This window comes from Streptomyces sp. NPDC086080, assembly GCF_044540255.1.
Classification (GTDB): Bacteria; Actinomycetota; Actinomycetes; order Streptomycetales; family Streptomycetaceae; genus Streptomyces.
The window spans coordinates 1-17,754 of record NZ_JBITRU010000038.1 but is presented as its reverse complement, the minus strand read 5'-3'; the positions used below and the strand labels follow the sequence as shown (position 1 = coordinate 17,754).

Sequence of the window (17,754 nt, the reverse complement as noted above, 5' to 3'; positions counted from 1 at the left end):
ATCGGCGACGACACCTGGGCCCTGTGTCTGCCGGGTCCGCAGCGGGCGCCGCGCGCCCCCGCGCGGGTTCCCGTGCGTGCCTCAACGCGCGCGGGTCAGTCCGCGATCCGTTCCAGCAGAGCCACCGGAAGCCGTTCGAACAGATCCGCCACCCGCGCGTGCCCGCGGAACTCCCGCGCCGGCTCCAGCACATCGGCCCACCGCCCCGGCGGCAGCGGCAGCCGGGTGTCGCCCCAGCCGCCCGCCTCCGCCAGCCGCAGCGACAGGCGGGTGACCGCGGTGAGCACCTCCCCGGAGCGCACGAACGCGGTGCAGTGCGCCGCCGCGGGTCCCTCGGCCGGCAGCGGGTCGTACGACGCCATGTCACCGAAGACTTCCGGCCGCCGCGCCCGCGCCCGCAGGGCCGCCCGCGTCACCGCCTCCTTCTCGCTCCCGTCGCCGGCGAACCGCACGGTCCGCCGGTTGTCCGGGTCGACCAGGGCCCGGTACTCGTGCTCCGTGCCCTGGTAGAGATCGGGCACCCCCGGCATCGTCAGATGGACCAGGGCGGCGCCCAGCACGTTCGCCCGGATGTGCGGCTCCAGCGACGCGCGGAACGCCGCCACCCGCTCGCCCGGCGCCCCGCACGGCCCCGCGGCCACGAACCGCGCCACCGCCTCCTCGTAAGCCGGCTCCTGCTCCGTCCAACTGGTGTGCAGGCCCGCCTCCCGCACATGCTTCAGCAGCGCCCCCCGCACCCGCTCCTCCTCCGCGGGCCCCAGCCCGAACACCGTCTGCCAGGCCGCCCACGCCAGCTGTGCGTCCGGTACGCCCTCGCCGTCGCGGGTCACCTCCGCGAGGACGTCCGCCCAGCGCCCGGGGCACTCGGTGAGCACGTGCAGCGCCGCCCGTACATCGGCGCTGCGCTTCGCGTCGTGCGTCGAAAGGACCGTCCCGGTGGCCGGCCAGTCACGCTGCACGCGCGCGCAGTACGCGTGGAACCGCTCCGGGGACACCGCCGGGCGGCCGGGCTCACCGCCCACCTCGGTCGCCGACAGCAGCGGCACATAGCGGTAGAACGCCGTGTCCTCGACGGACTTGGCCCGCAGCGCCGACGCGGTCTGCGCGAACCGCGTACGGAACTCCACGTACCCCGGCCCGTCCCCGTACCGTCCGAGCACCAGATCCCGTACGACGTCCACGGCGCCCGCCTCCTCGGGGACGGCGAAGGCGAGCCGGGCCTCGGCCGCGACCTCCTCGGTGACCACCGAGGCCGCGTCCACGGAGGCGTAGGGACGGTAGACCTCCAGCCGGACCAGCAGCTCCCGGAGCGCCGTGCGCAACGCCCAGGGCGCGCGGTCGCGCAGCCCCGTCTCCGCGGAGGTGGCGCACAGCCGGCCGGTCAGCCGGGTCAGCCGGTCCATCTCGGTGGCCAGCTCGTGCGTGAGCACCTTGTACGCGGCCCGTCGCACCGTCGCGTCCCAGTCGCCGCCCCGGTCCGCCCGCGGGGCCGCGAACCGCCGGTACTGGCCGAGCAGTTCCCCGAACCCGGCCGGGTTGGTGAACAGGCCGTCCACGTGCCGCAGGGCGTCGTAGCCGGTGGTGCCGGCGACCGGCCAGGAGGCGGGCAGCGCCTCGCCGTCGGCGAGGATCTTCTCCACCACCGTCCACCGTCCACCCGTGGCCTCGTGCAGTCGCCGCAGATAGCCGTCGGGGTCGGCGAGCCCGTCGGGGTGGTCGACGCGCAGCCCGTCGATCACGCCCTCCCGGAGCAGCTGGAGGATCTTGGCGTGGGTCGCCTCGAACACCTCCGGGTCCTCCACCCGCAGCCCGATCAGCTCGGAGATGCTGAAGAACCGCCGGTAGTTCAGCTCGGTACGGGCCAGGCGCCACCACACGGGCCGGTACCACTGCGCGTCCAGCAACCGTGGCAGGGGCAGTGCCGCGGTGCCCTCCCGCAGCGGGAACGCGTGGTCGTGGTAGCGCAGTACGTCGCCGTCGGTCCTGATCCGGTCGGCCTCCTCGCCCAGCGGGCCCCCGAGCACCGGCATCAGCACCTGCCCGCCCTGCGCCTCCCAGTCGATGTCGAACCACCGCGCGCGGGGCGAGGAGGGACCGTCGCGCAGCACCTCCCACAGCGCGCGGTTGTGGCGTGGGGACATCGCCATGTGGTTCGGGACGATGTCCACGATCAGCCCGAGTCCGTGCTCCCGCGCGGTGCGGGCCAGCTCCCGCAGCCCTTCCTCGCCGCCGAGTTCCTCGCGGACGCGCGCGTGGTCCACCACGTCGTAGCCGTGCGGTGAGCCGGGCATTGCCTCCAGGACGGGCGAGAGATGCAGATGGGACACGCCGAGCGAGGCCACGTACGGCACGGCGTCCGCCGCCGCACGGAACGGGAAGCCGGGTTGCAGCTGCAGCCGGTAGGTGGCCGTGGGCACCGCCGGGTCGCGTTGCTCTGGGGTCATGGAGTGTTCCTCCGTTCGGGGTGCGGGTGGGATGTCTCCGCCCCCGCCGCCCCTTCCCGTCCCGAAACCGGGGCTCCGCCCCAGACCCCGCTCCTCAAACGCCGGAGGGGCTGGAGTCAGCCCCTCCGGCGTTTGAGGAGCGGGGGTCCGGGGGCAGCGCCCCCGGGGGACGGGGACGGGAAGGGGCGGCGGGGGCGTCACACCGGGCCTACACCGGCCGCTGCAGCACCGTCATGCTGCGGTCGGTCAGCGTCAGCCGGGTGCCGGCCGCCACCTTCGGGCCGGTGCCCGGCGGCACGCCGTCCGCGCGGGCGGTGTCGACCACCACCTGCCACTGCCGGCCGTGGTCGACCGGCACCACGAAGTCCAGCGGCTTGGGGGAGGCGTTGAACATCAGCAGGAACGAGTCGTCGGTGATCCGCTCACCCCGCTGGCCGGGCTCGGAGATCGCGTTGCCGTTGAGAAACACGGTCAGCGCCGACGCCCGTGCGGAGTCCCAGTCCCGCTGTGTCATCTCCGCGCCCTCGGGAGTGAACCAGGCGATGTCGGACAGGTCGTCGTGGGTGCCCTCCACCGGCCGGCCGTGGAAGAAGCGGCGCCGGCGGAACACCGGGTGGTCCTTGCGCAGCCACACCATGGCGCGGGTGAACTCCAGCAGCTGCCGGCGCACGTCCTCCTCACCCTCCGTGCCCTTCCCGGGCGCCGGCCAGTCGAGCCAGGCCAGCTCGTTGTCCTGGCAGTAGGCGTTGTTGTTGCCGCGCTGGGTGCGGGCCACCTCGTCGCCGTGGCTGATCATCGGCACGCCCTGGGAGAGCATCAGCGTCGCGACGAAGTTGCGCATCTGCCGGGCCCGCAGCCGCAGCACACCGGGGTCGTCGGTCTCCCCCTCGGCGCCGCAGTTCCAGGACCGGTTGTGGCTCTCGCCGTCCCGGTTGTCCTCACCGTTGGCCTGGTTGTGCTTGTCGTTGTACGCCACCAGGTCGTGCAGGGTGAAGCCGTCGTGGCAGGTGACGAAGTTGATCGAGGCCAGCGGGCGCCGCCCGTCGTCCTGGTACAGGTCGGAGGAGCCGGTCAGCCGGGAGGCGAACTCCGCGAGCGCGCGCGGCTCGCCCCGCCACAGATCCCGCACGGTGTCGCGGTACTTGCCGTTCCACTCGGTCCACAGCGGCGGGAAGTTCCCCACCTGGTAGCCGCCCTCGCCCACGTCCCAGGGTTCGGCGATCAGCTTCACCTGGGAGACCACCGGGTCCTGCTGGACCAGGTCGAAGAACGACGACAGCCGGTCCACCTCGTGGAACTGCCGCGCGAGGGTCGCCGCCAGGTCGAAGCGGAAGCCGTCGACATGCATGTCGGTGACCCAGTACCGCAGCGAGTCCATGATCATTTGCAGTACGTGCGGGGACCGCATGAGCAGGGAGTTCCCGGTGCCCGTCGTGTCCATGTAGTAGCGCGGGTCGTCGGTGAGCCGGTAGTACGAGGGGTTGTCGAGCCCTTTGAAGGACAGCGTCGGGCCCAGGTGGTTGCCCTCGGCGGTGTGGTTGTAGACCACGTCCAGGATCACCTCGATCCCGGCCTCGTGCAGCGCCTTCACCGCCGACTTGAACTCCAGCACCTGCTGGCCCCGGTCGCCCCAGGACGCGTAGGCGTTGTGCGGGGCGAAGAAGCCGATGGTGTTGTAGCCCCAGTAGTTGTTCAGGCCCATGTCCACCAGCCGGTGGTCATTGACGAACTGGTGCACCGGCATCAGCTCCAGCGCCGTCACCCCCAGCTCGGTCAGGTGCTCGATCACCGCCGGGTGCGCCAGGCCCGCGTAGGTGCCGCGCAGCTCCTCCGGCAGTCCCGGATGGCGCATGGTCAGACCCTTGACATGAGCCTCATAGATCACCGTGTGGTGGTACTCCGTACGGGGACGCCGGTCGTCGCCCCAGTCGAAGTAGGGGTTCACCACGACCGACGTCATGGTGTGCGGCGCCGAGTCGAGGTCGTTGCGCCGGCCGCGGTCGTCGAAGTGGTAGCCGTACACCTCCTCACCCCAGTGCACCGACCCGCTGATCGCACGCGCGTACGGGTCGAGCAGCAGCTTCGCGGAGTTGCAGAGCAGCCCCCGTTCGGGGGCGTATGGACCGTGCGCACGAAAGCCGTACCGCTGTCCGGGCATGATCCCGGGCAGGTACGCGTGCCGCACGAACGCGTCGCTCTCGCGCAGTTCGATCGCCGTCTCGGAGCCGTCGTCGTGGAGCAGACACAGCTCTACTCGGTCCGCGGCCTCCGTGAAGACCGCGAAGTTCGTTCCGGCGCCGTCGTACGTGGCACCGAGCGGATACGCCTCGCCAGGCCAGACCTGCATGGATACGACTCTTTCAGGTGTACGGCGCCGGTGGGGCGCCTTGGCTCCGAGTGTTCCCGTGTCTCCCCGAAAGGCGGGATCCACCTTCTACCCATGCCCAGCGCGCCGACGATCCGTGCCCCCGCCGATGGCGTCCCGCCGAGTGGTGGAGCCGCTCGAGGCGCCGGAATCCGCATCGGGGACGCCGGCTCAGCTCTTCGGGTGTCCAACTCGCCGCAGCAGGCGCCCCGTGAACCGCCGCGTCTGCGGAGATCGTCAGGAGCCTCGTACCGGAACGCGTCATGCTTCATCCCCTCCACCACGGCGTGCCCCCCGCCGTACCCGCTGTGGAACCGCTTACTCCGGGGGACCGGGCGGGCGGAACCGGCGCGGAGACCGGGGAAGTTGAGCAACGACCCTGTCCATCGGGCTGCACCGTGTGCCACTGGCGGAGTACTCTCCTTGATCGTTGGGACGGGGAGTGCTCGGGGGAGCGGAAGGCGGTGCGCGGGTGGGCTCGGGAGGGCTGGAACTGCCCCCTGGTGACGAGGGTCATGAGGGGAGAAGTTCCACGGACGTCCCGCCCGGTGCGGTGTCCCTGGCACGGCCGATGGACGCGGGCTCGATCGGGCCGGAACTGGACTGGGGCGCCGACGCCTGGCGGGAGGTGCGCACCCGCGCGCAGCGGGCCGGCCGCGCCTACATCTGGCTGAACCTGGTCGAACAGCGGCTGCGCGCGGTCGTGGCCGCCGTGCTGCGTCCCATCTACGAACCGGTGCACGGCGACGAGTGGGTGGTGGCCGCCGCGGGCCCCGCCGGGCAGGAATGGGTACGGCGGGCGGTCGCGGTGCGCGAGGTCAGCCGCCGCAAGGGCTACCTTCTCGACCCCGCCGACGACAACGTGATCTCCTTCCTCACCCTGCCGCAGCTGCGGGAGCTGATGGTCCAGCACTGGCCGTGCTTCGAGCCGTATTTCGACGACCGCAGGGACGTCGAGCTCGCCCTGGACGAGCTGGAGGTCACCCGCAACGTCGTCTCCCGCAACCGGGCGCTGTCCGAGGCGGTGCTGAACCAGGCCGAGCGGGCCTCCGCGCGGCTGCTGGAGATGCTCGGCGCCGGCGGCGACGTGCCGTCCGCGCGCCGCCTGCCCGTCGACGCGGTCGAGGACCTGGTCGGCGACCGGTACGCCGATGTCGTCGCCGTCCATCCCGACCGGGTGCGGCTGCTGCGCCAGTTCCCGGCCGAGGACATCTTCGGCGGGGCCCGCCGCCTGGACGCCCTCGGCATCGGGCTCAACCTGCTGGTGCAGAACTTCTCCGGCCGCCGTCTGGTGCGGCTCGCCGAGTCCGGCTGCCGGGTGCGGCTGCTGTTCCTGAACCCCGCCTCCAGCGCCGTCAAGCGCCGCGAGCGCGAACTGGGCCTCAAGCGCGGCGAGCTGGCCCGCTCCGTCGAGATGAGCATCCTCCACATGCGGCGCGTGCGGTCCCGGCTGCGCGACCCGGGTGCCTTCGAGATCCAGGTCTACGACGAGACCCCCCGCTGCACGGCCTACCTGGTGGACGGCGACGGGTCCGACGGGATCGCCGTCGTGCAGAACCATCTGCGGCGGGCCCGGGGGATGGAGGCGCCCGTACTGGTCCTGCGCAACGGGACCAAAGTGGTCAAGCCGGGCGAAGTGGAGGAAGGTGGCCTGTTCCCCACCTACCGCGAGGAGTTCGAGCTGATGTGGGCGGATTCGCGGCCGGTGTCGTGAACACCCGGTGTTGACGCCGGTCGTCCCGGCGGTAAGCGGAACGCGCCCCTCTGATTGTCAGTGGCGCGTGGCAGGGTGGAGATCACTGGGGGAACGCACCACACAGAAAAGGGGGGCAGCCCATGGGCTGGCACCGGGAGCCGCTGATCGGCTTCGACCTGGAGACGACGGGCACCGACCCGCGCGAGGCACGGATCGTCACGGGCGCCGTGATCGAGGTCAGGGCGGGAGAGCCGGCGGGCCGCCGCGAGTGGCTGGCCGACCCGGGCGTACCCATCCCCGCGGAAGCGGTGGCGGTCCACGGCATCAGCACCGAACGGGCGTCCGCCGAGGGGCAACCCGCCGACCAGGTCGCCGACGCCATCGCCGGAGTCCTCACCGCCCACTGGAAGACGGGCGTCCCGGTCGTCGCCTACAACGCCGCCTTTTATCCACGCAGCTCACCCGCGTCTCAGGTGTCTCATCCGGTAGCAGCGTGCCGGCTTCCGGTCTGCGCCGGAGCAGGAGCTGCACGATGAGCTGGATCACCGGGGCTCTGGCGGCCTTCGACCTGGAGACCACGGGCACGGACATCGAGACCGACCGCATCGTCACCGCGGCGGTCGTACGCCTGGAGCCGGACGGGGCGCTCTCGACCGAACAGACCTGGCTGCTCGATCCCGGGGTGGTGATACCCGAAGAGGCTGCGGCGATCCACGGCATCTCGACGGAGCACGCCCGCGAGCAGGGGGTCCCGGCCTCGTTCGCCATCGAAGAAATCACACAGGCCGTTGCCGAGGCCCTGCACGCAGGGACGCCTCTGGTGGTGATGAACGCGCGCTACGACCTGTCGCTACTGGACCGTGAGTGCCGGCGGTACGGGCTGGAGTCGCTCACTGAGCGGCTGGGCGCCGTTCCCTCGCCGGTCGTCGATCCCCTGGTGATCGACAAGCACGTCGACAAGTATCGGAAGGGCAAGCGTGCCCTCCACGCGTTGTGCGCGTACTACGGCGTGTCGCTCGACGACGCACATGATGCGAGGGCGGACGCGGTGGCCGCGGCCCGTGTGGTGCGGCGCATGGGGGAGAAGCACCAGCCCATCGGGATGATGTCCTTGGCGGACCTGCATGACCTCCAGGTACGAGCGGCGGCTGAGCAGTCAGCCTCTTTGCAGGCGTACCTGAGGCGGATCACGAACCCGACGGCAGTCGTCGAGTCGGCTTGGCCGATCATCCCGCGCAGCCGATAACCCAGGCTGGTCAAGCCCTTCCGTGCACGAGAGCCTGCAGGTGGGAGAGAGTGATGCGCCGCCGGACGGGGTCGACGTCGAGAATTTTTACGACGAGAGAGGCGCCGACCTGAATGGCGTCCTCAGGAGCGGCAACGGGCTCCTCGGACAGTTCGGTGTTGTGTACGAGTCCTTCGAGGCCGTCCTCTCGGTCCTCTATACGGACGAAGGCGCCGAACGGTACAAGTCTGGTCACGACGCCGGTCACGACTTGGCCGACCTGCTGGACGAACTGCGGCATCGGGTCGTCCTGCAACGCCTTCAAAGACAGTGGCACACGCTCTCCCACCGTGTCGACGTCGAGTACCTCGGCCGAAATCTCCTGCCCGACGGTGACGACGTCGGACGGGTGATCGATACGCCTCCAGGACAGCTCTGGAATGTTGATCATTGCGGTGAAGCCGCCGATGTCCACGAAGGTGACGCCGAAGCTGGCGATCTCCGTGACTGTGCCGGTGACGATCTGCCCGCGGCGGAGAGTCTGCAGAAAGGCCCAGTTCCGATCGCTGGGGGTCTGCTCGGTCCTCCACCGGGCCCGCAGAACGCCGTCACTGTCGGGCAGCACAGCGGTGAACAGCGGGTTGCGTGAGCCGACGTCCAGAGGTAGGGCGGCAGCGGCCCGGGCGCCCGTCACCTGCACGGCGAGTGCCTGATACTCGGTCTCGTCGACGACCGTGCTGGCGATCGCGCCGTTCCCGTCCTCCCAGACGAGCTCCACTGGGCCTTCGGCGGGGAGCGTGGCGAGAACTGTATCGACGTCGGCGGACAGGTCCGGCCAGATGGTCAACTTGGCACGGGGAGTGAGCTTGGCCCGTACTGCGTCGAGGGTGTTCTCCGTGAGGCGGTGCCAGCGGGAGACGTTGCCGACGTACTCCTCCTCCAGCAGGGCGGCCTGCCGCATCGCGATGGACCAGCGCAACCGGGCCCAGAAGTTCTCGTTGGCGGGTCGCTGTACGCCGGGTTCGTCGAAGTCCGCCTCGTAGGGCGACGCCTGCAATCGCTCCGGGAAGAGTCCGAGTGCCCGGGTGCGCGCAAGGGCGCTTTCGCAGGGATCGTCGCTACTGACGTAGACGTATTGGTCCCACCCGACGTGCACGGCGAACCTGTCCTCGACTTCCAGACGGCACCAGACGCCGTTGTCACGGAGCATGGCCCGCACCAGCTCCAGACCGACGGAGAGGGGGACCTCCGCGCCGTCGTGGAATCCGCTGAGACCGGGTGGGAAAAGGCTGCCCAGGCCGTGGCCTTCTACGGTCGGCTCCAGGCCGAAGTGGACGGCGCCGGTGAGCTGCGGCTCGCGGATGGCCAGGCGGCCGATGCCCGAGGCCGCCGCGAAGGCGGCGACAGCCTGCAAGTAGGCCGACTCCACTGCCCCGTGGTCGCTGGTCGGCTCCTCAACGCCGATGTAGTGGCCGTGCTCGTCGCGATCGACGGGGTCGTACTTGGTGATCCGGTAGACGAAAGGCGGCACACTGCTCCCTGTGATGTTGGCGATGCGCACCCACTGGTCGACCCCGTGACCGGGGAGCGTGGGGCGGGACGGCGCACCACTGCTCGATCCGCCTCGCCGCCTACGAGGATGACCACCGAGATCACCTCCTGCAAGCGGAATACCGTGCCGCAGCAGGCGCAACGGGTCAGCGGCGATCGATGCGTGTGACGCGATCTCTTTGGCCAGTTGCCTCGGAGAGACGCTGATTTTCCAACGTGAGGAGTTGTACCTGCTGTGCGAGGACGTTGATCGAGGACCGTAGCTCCCGTACCTCGCGTGCGTGCTCTTGGCGCAGCCGACGCTCGGCTGACTTCAAGTCCTGGACCTCCTGTCGGAGGGAGGCCGAGGGTATGGCTGCTTCTTCTCGATCAGCTACGAGATTTCGGAACTCTGTCAGGACATGCGGATGACGGTAGGCACTTGCTCTGCTGACACCGGCCTCGACTGCGAGAGAGGCGATGGTCAGGGAACCGTCGCTCCGGGTCGGCTCTCCTCGAAGCAGGCGTTCGGAGGCCGCTCGGAGGGCTGTTTCGGTTGCGTCAGCCGTTGGCACGGTCGATACCTTCGATCACTTTGGTGATGTCACTGAGGTGCTCTCGCAGAGCCGTTCGCTGGAGATCGGAGAGTCCCACGAAGGCCAACGCGCGCTCGGTTTCTCCGTGTGCTGCCTCCCACCCGCCGCGATGCCGGGCTGTAATGGTCGAGTTCCCGCAGCGATCCGGACGACAGTTGTTGAGCAGGGGCCGGTCCCCGCCGCCTGCGGTCCGACAGAGAGCGGTCTCGGGCTGGTAGTAGCAGTCGTTCAGTGTCCCGATGTGCAGGGTATGAGCCGAGGCCTTGAGCATGGCATGAAGGCGACGTTCATCGACCACTCGCCCCGGAAAGTCGTGGAGTTCCTGCTGGACGCGGGCAAACTCGTTGTCGGTCCGTGTCCCGCCGGGCGCGGATGAGCGGACACCGGCTTTGAAGTCCTCGTAGCGCTCCACAACGTCTGCCAGGCGGGCCAGAGCCTCTTCGGCGGCGACCTCGGCGCGGAAGCCCGAAGCTGAGGTCCCTAATGGTGGAGTCGGGTATTGGAACTGTCTGAATGCCTGCGGTCCTGAGCGGCGGTGGCTTGCCGGACCTGGCATCAGCCGTCGTGCGTCGATGTGCGAGGGCATTGGTCAGACCTGTTCGAAGTGGAACGCTTTGATGAAGCAGTCGCGGGGCTGGGCGACGGCGAAGAGGATGCACTCCACGAGCGAGTGCGCGGTGAGGGCGTCCTTGGCCTCGCGCGGGGTGGTCTTCCACTCCTCGGAGAGCGGGTCGGCGTTGTCGAAGTCGGGCGGGTAGAGCGAGATCACCCGGACCCCTTGAGGACGCAGGCGCTTGGAGAGGATCTCGGCGAACCCTGCCTGGGCGCTCTTGGCCGCGTAGAAGGCGTCGTGCGCGTCCGCCCGGTGGTGGCCCGGTGTTCCGCAGGCGGAGACCATCGTCACGACATCCGGCATCTCCGAGTTGAGTAGGAGAGGGAGGAAGCTCTTCGTGGTCAGGACCGTGCCAGTGGCGCCTGAGGCGATGGTGTCGACAACGTCCGCGTCGGTTGCGGACAGCAGGTCCGGCCCTGCGAGGTAGCGAGAGCCGTTGTTGATGAGTACGTCGACGCGGTCCGTGTGTTCCGCGACGCTGGAAGCGAAGTCGCGGATCGAGGCGGGGTCCGTCAGGTCGCAGGCGAAGGCGTGCACCCGCTGATGGCCGCGGTCGCGAATCTCGTCGCAGACTCGTTGAGCGGCGGCGAGTTCGCGTGCAGAGAGGAAGACCTCGGCGCCGAGGTCCGCGAGGCGGATGGCCAGGGTTCGCCCGAAGTCGCGGCCGGCGGCCGTGATGACGACGCGGTGATTGTCCCATCTCATGGTGTCGCTCCTGGTTCGTGGATCGGTTGGTGCGGTGCATTGCGGCGGCTGACATCGGCGGCGTAGGCGGCCCAGTCCCCGGCTGATGCTCTCTGCCACTGGACGGCGACCTTGATGTGGACACCGAGCATCCGGGCGAGGATCGCGGCGGGGAGTTCGGTGGCGAGAGTGAACAGCGCAGTCGACCGATCCTGCTTGGGCCTGATTCCGATCTTGTGGAGTCGCTCGCCGATCCGGTCATCGCCGAGGGGCTGTCCGGGACGCCCGCCAGGGAAGAGCCATGCGACGTTGTCCGGAGTGCCGACCTTGGCCTTGCCGCGGCGGGTCGCAATGAGTTCGCGGACCAGGCTGGCCAGTGGTGCCGGGAGGACGACGGGAGAGCTGCCGAACGTGATCGTGACGGAGTCGCCGTCGAAGTGGACGTCGTCGACGGTGAGTTGGCTGATGGTGGAGATCTTCTGTGCGTAGAGGATCAGCAGCAGTCCGGCGACGCGGTCCGGGGTCGGCAGTGCGTCGTCGGTGAGGAGGCGCCGGGCGTCAGCCCAGCGTTTCTCGCTGTCGATGGTGCCCTGCGGGCCGGTCCACCGGACGGTGCCGTAGGTGAGTCCGCGGGCATGCCGGTGCTGTACCGACCAGCGCACGAAGTGGCCCGTCTCGTCGCGGTAGCTGACCGTGGCATCAGCCATCCAACGTTCCAGATCCGACTGGGTGCAGGCCCCCAGCGTGAGCCCTTCACTCGTGAGCCAGGTGAGGAAGTTGTCGGCTGCGGTGACGTGGCAGCGCACGTTCAGATCCTGGAGGCGAGTCGTGTGGTCTTCGCCGAGGCGTCGTCGGAGTCGGCGCATGTGGTGCCAGACCGCGTAGCCGTGCAGGATCCGGCGCTCGGCGAGATCGGCGCGGGTCTGGACGGCCTCGGCGATCCATTTCTCCAGGGCGATGAGCCGCTCGTCGCGCGGCGGGAGAGCACCGGTCGCGACCAGGACACTACGCAGGTGAGCGAGCACCTTGCCCGGGGGCAGTTCGTCGAGGACCTCGTGGGTAACGGGCCTCTTGTCGCGTCCTATGCGCTCCAGGAGGTCGCGGGCCTTCGAGCGGGAGACCCAGGCGAAGGCGACGTCCGGACGTTCGGCACTCGTCAACGCCTCGTGGAACGGGGCGAGTTCGGAGCGGATGGCCCCGGTGTCGTCGCCGAGGAGGTCACGTACTTGTTGGTCGAGGACGCATCGCTGGCAGGGGCGGGTGCTCAGCTGCCAGGTGGTGGTGCAGACCGGGCAGCGGCCCCAGAAGTCGGGGTCGGGGTTGGTGCACTGCGCGCACAGCGGTGCCTCCCAGGTGCCGCTGCGGGCCTGGGCGACGGTGCCGCAGCTGCTGCAGGACACCCAGCGTTGCTGGCAGCGGTCGCACCAGGGTCGGCCGGTGGCCCGGGACATGTCGCAGAGTGCGGTCCGCCCGCAGATGCCGCACTCCGTGGTGATCCTTGGTCGGCAGTTCTGGCAGCGTGGGCCGTCGGGCAGGCGGTTCGCGACGGGCTTGCGTCGGCCGCAGCCGACACATTCCTCCAGGTTGTCGGGCTGTCTGATCATGCAGTTCGGACACAGCGGCCGGCCCTCGGCGTCGCGGGTGGCGGGCTCGCGCACGGCGCCGCAGCCGAAGCAGGGGACGGCCGCGTGGTGGGCGAAGCAGGCTCGACAGATCCTCTTGCCTTCCAACAGGCAGGACAGCGCCTTCACTTCGTGGCAGCGCGGGCAGGCAGGCCGGACGACCTTGGTCGCCCCGGCCTCGACGAGCTCGTTGATGAACCGCAGGGCAGCCGGGGTGGGGGCCTCGTAACCGGCGCCGGTCAGCAGCTCGGGACGGGCGACGAGGGCCCAGGCCAGTCGGCGCTGCCCGGCGGGCCGGACGGTGGCGCGTCCGAGCGCGGCCAGGACCGCATCGCTGTCGAGGGAGGGATCGAGGCCCGTGATCAGCTCGGTGAGTTCCCGCAGCGGATCGCCGTCGGTGTCAGGGCAGTTCGCGCAGCGGGGCTCGCCGTTGCGGTCCCGGCTGGTGACGCGTCGTTCTTCGTGGCAGCCCGCGCAGATGGCCGGCTTGTCGAAGCAGGGCGAGCATCCCCACCGTCCTCCGGTGCTGCTGCCGACGTAACGGCATGCGCGTCCGCACTCGCCGCAGCGGGGCAGTGCGACGTTTCGGGCTCCGGCGTCGTTCAGGGCCATCAGCAGTTTGGCGACGCAGTAGGGCGCCGGTGGCTGTCCGGTTCGCAGCAGTGAGGGGTCGTCGTGCAGGGCCTGGGCGAGGCTGCGGCGGCCGGCTCGTGCGCGTACGACCGTGCAGACGATGTCTCGGATCTGCTCGGCGGGCAGGTGCTTTTCGACGTTCCCGACCAGCCGCACGACCAGGCCGACCGGATCCGCGATGACCTGCTCGGCGAGACCGGTCACCGGTCGACTCCGCTGATCCGGGCCCGCCGGGGCCGCAGGTCGCCGACTCCCTCGGAGATCGAAGTCCCGCCTGCAGCGGCCTTCTTCGGCCTCGTCGCGGAGTTGGCCGCGGCGATGGGTTCGATGAGGTCGTCCATGGTGCAGTCGAGGATGTCGAGCAGGGCCATGAGGATCTTCAGGCTCAGTCGCTCCGGTCGCTCGACGACGAGCCGGTAGACCTGGCTCGACGACAGCGTGATGCCGCGTTCCTTCAGCGGTGGGAGGAGGTCGGTGGTGGAGAACATCCCGCGGTCCGCCATCACCTTGCGCAGGTGCCAGTGGTAGTCGAGCTTGGCGGCCATCATCGGGTCCTTCCACGTCAGACGCCGGCGAACGCCGGGGCCAGGGCCTTGCTCAGGGCAGTGTTCATGAAGTCGTCGCTGACGTGCGTGTAGATGGCCGTGGAGCTGTCGCACTCGTGACCGACTTGCTGCTGGATAAATCGCCTATCTACTCCGTCTTCGGTTAAATGTGTGACATATGAATGACGGATCGAGTGAGGAACTAGGTCTTTGGGGAGTTTTAGGGCGTCGCGGTATGCCTCGAACCGGTCGTTGATGGAACTGGGCTGCAGACGTCCGCCCCGTTCAGTGATCCACAGTGCCGGGTGATCGGGGAACCCGAACCGCGGTCGGACGTTCTCGACGTAGTCGGCGACCGCTTCGACGGCCCAGTCCATCACCGACAGCACGTTCCTTCGCCGCGGTGGCTGCCCCTTCTTCGCCTTGCCGTAGCGGACGTTGAGCGTGCCGTACCGGCCGAACTGCCGAGCCTTCGGATTGCGCCCGAAGTCGACGACATCCAGCTTGGATGTCTCCGTCCGGCGGAGCCCCCAGCCGTAGATGACCTTGAAGAGGGTGGCGTCGCGGTAGGCGGCAAGGGCGCCCTTGCGCCTGGACTTCACGGCGCGGTCGACCTGGTCGTCGGCGTAGTCGAGGACCCGCTGCAGTTCCTCGCGGGTGAACGGCCTGGCCTCCGGGTCGCCCTCGTAATCCTGCAGGTGGGGAAGCGTGTTCCACTCATGCGAGATTGCCACCGGGTGGGTGTTGAAGGCTTCCTCGCAGGCCGTCCCCCAGTCGTAGCGGCCGTCGATGAGGAACTCGGTGAACAGCCGGATGTCGCCCTGGTAGCTGCGGATCGTGGACGGTGCCAGGTGCTTCTCGCTCGTCAGCGAGGCCGACCACTCGTCCATGTGTGCCGGCGTCCACTGCCACGGGTAGTCGTTCGCGAACTCGAGGAACCGGCGGACCAGTCGTTCCCTGGGGTCGATCGTCTCGTCCTTCAGTCCACGCGACTTCTGCTGAGCCCGCCATCCCCGCAGCATCGCGTCGAACATCGCGTCCTCGGGACGCAGCTGAACGACCCCGGACACGAGCTCCAGGTGAGCCGCCCCGGCCAGGGCCACCTTCTGCTGATGAACCACTCCAGACCATCCCTTCTGGAGGGCAGATCATGCATCAAACGGGATCGCCTCGGCAATATGCCTGCTCAGGCTGCTGGTTCGTAGTAGCGTTGGAGACTGTCGAGCCTTCGCTGTGAGCTGGCGACCTGCGACTTCCCGCCCGTCTGATGCAATTCCCGAGGCTTGGCGTACCCCTCGAACATGGCCACGGAAAGATGCTTGTACTGGATCATTCCCGCGACCGTGCCGTAGGGACGGTGGGCGATGTGCCAAGCCACAGTTCTGCGGAACTGGCGGGTGGTGAGGTTCCAGGGTTCCCCGTCCACGTCGGGCACGGGGAAGCCGATGCGCGTGCAGTGTGCTCGGAACTTGTTGAGGTTCTCATTCATTCGGTTGGCCGAGACCGTTGAATACCGATCACGGGTGACTGGTCGGCAGAACAGCGCGTCATGATGGGATAGTTGCTGCAGGACATCGATGGCTTCGGCAACGGGCTCGATGACCACCCAGCTTTCCGTTGTGCCACGTCCGCCCTTGACGAGTTGCGAGCGCACCTTGTGGCGAACGACGACACCATCCGCACTCCGCTCGGTGAAGTGACAGCCGTCCCGCAGTTCCTTGACCTCGGAGTCGCGCATCCCGGACAGATAGGCGATGAGGATGTAACAAGCGGTTCGTAGTAGCCGTTCCTCGTGTGGTACGGCGGCGGGGCTGAACTTGTCCCGCCAGGGGAGACCGGTTTGGGGATGCGGAGCGATGGGCGTGTCCATCCCGCCGGGCTCAGGGCCCAGGAGCTCCAGTGCTCGGTCGATACGCTCGTCGTAGACGCCTCCGGCGACTCCCCGGCCGGCTCCGGACTTCCGCATGATGTACGTGTAGGCCGGCGCACCGGCCAGGTGTACTTGCCGTCCGACCCCGTCCACTACGGGGACTCCTCGTCCGTCGTCGGCAAGGCTCTGGAGATAGTGCTCAAGGCGATTGAGGGACAACCCGTGGATGCCTTCGGCGGAGGTTTCCAGTTCCGTGAGCTCAGTACGTGCGTTGAGGATGTCCTTTGCTGCGGTGCGGACATAGAACAGCGCTGCCTGTACCAATGGTCCGATCACGTTCGGTGGGATGCGGGGAGTCCCATTTTCATGCTTGCGCGTCGGTTCGACGCCGATGACTCGGGTGAGGGGACGACCGTTCCACGGGTTGATGACCAATGCGTCGGTGACGACGTTCTGTGCTGCGAGGTGCAGGCGGGAGATCACCTGGAGCCGATGGCGAACGCTGCTCGCGAGCAGCCCTTCGCCTCGGCAGTGAGCGAGATAGGCGTCGAGAACCGGTTGCGTGACCGCGTCCAGGCGCAGGCCTCCGTGCTCGGTGTCGAGGAACCGGAAGAAGCACCGCAGGTTCCACCATTCCGCCGCCACCGTTGAGATGGAAGGCAGCGGGCCACGGCCGGGACGAGTGTTGAGCCTCCAGAAGAGGAACTCGCGTGCGGCCTCGCGTCGTACGGGGTGGTCGAGGGACTTGAAGTCGATCAGGAACTCGCTGGCGTACCGGTTTCCGGCAAAGCCAGCCACGCCGAGGTTCCAGACGTCGTCTCCGAACCGCGGCATGAGGGACGGGGCGCCGACGAGAGGGCGTCCGGACAGAACGGGTGCGGTGTCGCAGGGGCGCTCAGCGCCTGACCCGAGCGGTAGCGGCTGTGCGAGCATCAGTGACCTCAGAACAGGCTGGAGGGAAGGAAGAGCAGGGGCTCGGTGGACTCGGCCACGGCCTTGGCGCTGAGGACGTCGCTCTCGCTGAACCTTGGCAGGATCAGACGCAGGATCTGCTGGTGGACCCCGCCGAAACGTGCTGTCCACTCAGCTTCGGGAGTTCTGGCCCGCTCGGCCTCGATGTGGTTGAGAAGCGCCAGGACGGCCGGCAACTTCCTTCGGGTGACGACAGCGTTTCCGCAGCCGAGGCAGCCGAAGAACGAAACCGGGCATGCCTTGCCCTTGGTACCGAAGGGTGAGTCGAAGAAGTCGCGGCAGGATGACAGCCACAGGTCGGATTCGCCGGACAGGAGTGGCTCGACTTCGGTAGGAGCGACTCCGAGTAACTGCGGTGCCTCAGAGGGATGTTGAACGAGCAGTTCCTCCTCCTCAGGCGTGAGGATCGAGGGAGTACGGGCTTCGTCGAGTGCGTCCTGCAAGCCGTCTGCTACGGCCTGTTCGTGGAGGTCGCGCAGGGAGGGGATGTTCGCGTAATGCGCTGCGGCGACATCGGGAGAATGTCCCTGCACGAAGGCAGACATCCTCCCGCCAGTTACCTTGTATACGGCCGCTTTGTAAGTCTTTCGCAGTCGGGACAAACGCAGTTCAACGGGTCGGCCCTCGTCGCTGATGCCATGTGCCGAGACAAAGCTCCGTGCCATGTGTGCCACCGCACTCGCACTGAATCCTGTGGCCAGGAGGCCTTCCTTCATCCGGAACTGCCACAAGGTCGATGAGCCGGTGATCTCCCTGACGGAGGCAGTGAGTCGAAGAGCCAGCCGCAGCAGCCCGCCCGGCGAGTTGGGCGAGCCGTCCCTGACTCGGATCGTGTTCCACTCCTGGCCATGCCGTCGGCGCTTGAGCCCGGATCCACCGGCTGATGTTTCGGAGGTCCGATTTCTCGCCGGGGGCTGATGGTGGTGTGGGGCACGGGTTCGAGGGCGTGCAGCGCCTGC

General features: G+C 68.7%; 12 protein-coding genes and 1 pseudogene. 3 read left to right on the top strand and 10 right to left on the bottom strand.

The features are described from left to right. Nucleotides 1-95: 95 nt before the first annotated feature. Both treY and glgX read right to left on the bottom strand, forming a co-directional pair. Nucleotides 96-2,444, bottom strand: a complete 2,349-nt coding sequence (gene treY, locus ACIF9R_RS32335; RefSeq protein ID WP_399985962.1) for a malto-oligosyltrehalose synthase — start codon at nucleotides 2,442-2,444, stop codon at nucleotides 96-98. A 208-nt stretch (nucleotides 2,445-2,652) separates the two neighbouring features. Further along, nucleotides 2,653-4,791 carry a glycogen debranching protein GlgX gene (gene glgX, locus ACIF9R_RS32330; RefSeq protein WP_399985961.1) on the bottom strand — a complete coding sequence of 713 codons (2,139 nt, stop codon included), beginning with the start codon at nucleotides 4,789-4,791 and terminating at the stop codon, nucleotides 2,653-2,655. 490 nt (nucleotides 4,792-5,281) lie between these two features. Here glgX and ACIF9R_RS32325 point away from each other — a divergent pair, with 490 nt between their 5' ends. From ACIF9R_RS32325 to ACIF9R_RS32315, 3 genes and pseudogenes are all read left to right on the top strand, one after another. Further along, nucleotides 5,282-6,523, top strand: coding sequence for an SAV2148 family HEPN domain-containing protein (locus ACIF9R_RS32325; protein ID WP_399986003.1), 1,242 nt, complete (start codon nucleotides 5,282-5,284; stop codon nucleotides 6,521-6,523). 122 nt (nucleotides 6,524-6,645) lie between these two features. Continuing rightward, nucleotides 6,646-6,951 (top strand): annotated as a pseudogene (locus ACIF9R_RS32320) (exonuclease domain-containing protein); the annotation flags it as partial. 86 nt (nucleotides 6,952-7,037) lie between these two features. Then, on the top strand, nucleotides 7,038-7,751 hold the full coding sequence (locus tag ACIF9R_RS32315; RefSeq protein ID WP_399985960.1) for an exonuclease domain-containing protein: 714 nt from the start codon (nucleotides 7,038-7,040) through the stop codon (nucleotides 7,749-7,751). A gap of 10 nt (nucleotides 7,752-7,761) precedes the next feature. Here ACIF9R_RS32315 and ACIF9R_RS32310 read toward each other — a convergent pair whose 3' ends face one another. The 8 genes from ACIF9R_RS32310 to ACIF9R_RS32275 form a co-directional block, all read right to left on the bottom strand. After that, nucleotides 7,762-9,261, bottom strand: a complete 1,500-nt coding sequence (locus ACIF9R_RS32310; protein ID WP_399985959.1) for a S1 RNA-binding domain-containing protein — start codon at nucleotides 9,259-9,261, stop codon at nucleotides 7,762-7,764. Between the two features lie 560 nt (nucleotides 9,262-9,821). Next, nucleotides 9,822-10,442 (bottom strand): hypothetical protein, encoded by a 621-nt coding sequence (locus ACIF9R_RS32305; protein ID WP_399985958.1) that lies wholly within the window; start codon nucleotides 10,440-10,442, stop codon nucleotides 9,822-9,824. A gap of 3 nt (nucleotides 10,443-10,445) precedes the next feature. Then, a complete protein-coding gene (locus ACIF9R_RS32300) occupies nucleotides 10,446-11,174 on the bottom strand; it encodes an SDR family oxidoreductase (protein ID WP_399985957.1) in 729 nt (242 codons plus the stop codon). Further along, nucleotides 11,171-13,612 (bottom strand): site-specific integrase, encoded by a 2,442-nt coding sequence (locus ACIF9R_RS32295; RefSeq protein ID WP_399985956.1) that lies wholly within the window; start codon nucleotides 13,610-13,612, stop codon nucleotides 11,171-11,173. Before ACIF9R_RS32295 ends, ACIF9R_RS32300 begins: the two co-directional genes overlap by 4 nt. Continuing rightward, on the bottom strand, nucleotides 13,609-13,956 hold the full coding sequence (locus ACIF9R_RS32290) for a helix-turn-helix domain-containing protein (RefSeq protein ID WP_399985955.1): 348 nt from the start codon (nucleotides 13,954-13,956) through the stop codon (nucleotides 13,609-13,611). Before ACIF9R_RS32290 ends, ACIF9R_RS32295 begins: the two co-directional genes overlap by 4 nt. Before the next feature lie 14 nt (nucleotides 13,957-13,970). After that, entirely contained in the window at nucleotides 13,971-15,074 is a 1,104-nt protein-coding gene (locus ACIF9R_RS32285; RefSeq protein WP_399985954.1) for a tyrosine-type recombinase/integrase, read from the bottom strand. A 65-nt stretch (nucleotides 15,075-15,139) separates the two neighbouring features. Next, complete coding sequence (locus ACIF9R_RS32280) at nucleotides 15,140-16,621, bottom strand: hypothetical protein (RefSeq protein ID WP_399985953.1); 1,482 nt, start codon at nucleotides 16,619-16,621, stop codon at nucleotides 15,140-15,142. Nucleotides 16,622-16,764: 143 nt separating this feature from the next. Next, a complete protein-coding gene (locus tag ACIF9R_RS32275; protein ID WP_399985952.1) occupies nucleotides 16,765-17,340 on the bottom strand; it encodes a hypothetical protein in 576 nt (191 codons plus the stop codon). Between the last annotated feature and the right edge of the window lie 414 nt (nucleotides 17,341-17,754).

What these genes read in the sequence shown, in the direction of transcription:
- treY (WP_399985962.1), bottom strand. Translation starts at nt 2,444, where the DNA reads ATGACCCCAGAGCAACGCGACCCGGCGGTGCCCACGGCCACCTACCGG.
- glgX (WP_399985961.1), bottom strand. Translation starts at nt 4,791, where the DNA reads ATGCAGGTCTGGCCTGGCGAGGCGTATCCGCTCGGTGCCACGTACGAC.
- ACIF9R_RS32315 (WP_399985960.1), top strand. Translation starts at nt 7,038, where the DNA reads ATGAGCTGGATCACCGGGGCTCTGGCGGCCTTCGACCTGGAGACCACG.
- ACIF9R_RS32305 (WP_399985958.1), bottom strand. Translation starts at nt 10,442, where the DNA reads ATGCCCTCGCACATCGACGCACGACGGCTGATGCCAGGTCCGGCAAGC.
- ACIF9R_RS32300 (WP_399985957.1), bottom strand. Translation starts at nt 11,174, where the DNA reads ATGAGATGGGACAATCACCGCGTCGTCATCACGGCCGCCGGCCGCGAC.
- ACIF9R_RS32290 (WP_399985955.1), bottom strand. Translation starts at nt 13,956, where the DNA reads ATGATGGCCGCCAAGCTCGACTACCACTGGCACCTGCGCAAGGTGATG.
- ACIF9R_RS32275 (WP_399985952.1), bottom strand. Translation starts at nt 17,340, where the DNA reads ATGTCTGCCTTCGTGCAGGGACATTCTCCCGATGTCGCCGCAGCGCAT.